Source organism: Streptococcus suis (assembly GCF_002964045.1).
Taxonomy (GTDB): domain Bacteria; phylum Bacillota; class Bacilli; order Lactobacillales; family Streptococcaceae; genus Streptococcus; species Streptococcus suis_U.
This window is the reverse complement of record NZ_POPB01000037.1, coordinates 1-270: the sequence shown is the minus strand read 5'-3', so window position 1 is coordinate 270 and position 270 is coordinate 1. Positions and strand designations below refer to the sequence as shown.

General features: G+C 33.7%; 2 pseudogenes. Both read left to right on the top strand.

The annotated features are described in order from the left end of the window. Positions 1-131 (top strand): annotated as a pseudogene (locus C1E99_RS00165) (F0F1 ATP synthase subunit A); the annotation flags it as partial. 17 nt (positions 132-148) lie between these two features. Next, positions 149-270, top strand: a pseudogene (locus C1E99_RS15110) (F0F1 ATP synthase subunit B); the annotation flags it as partial.

Sequence of the window (270 nt, the reverse complement as noted above, 5' to 3'; positions counted from 1 at the left end):
ATCCGATTGCCTTTGCTCTGAACGTTGTTTGGACAGCATTTTCTGTATTCATTTCATGCTTGCAGGGATATGTATTTATCATGTTGGTATCTATGTACTTAAATAAAAAAATCAGTAGTGAGAGTGAATAGGAAAGGGAAAGACAACTATGGCAACAACTATTACAATGCAATCTAGTACCATTCTTGGAAACTTTATCTTGGTAACAGCCTCATTTGCAATACTTATTATTCTTATTCGTGTTTTTGCATGGGATAAAATTACAGGTAT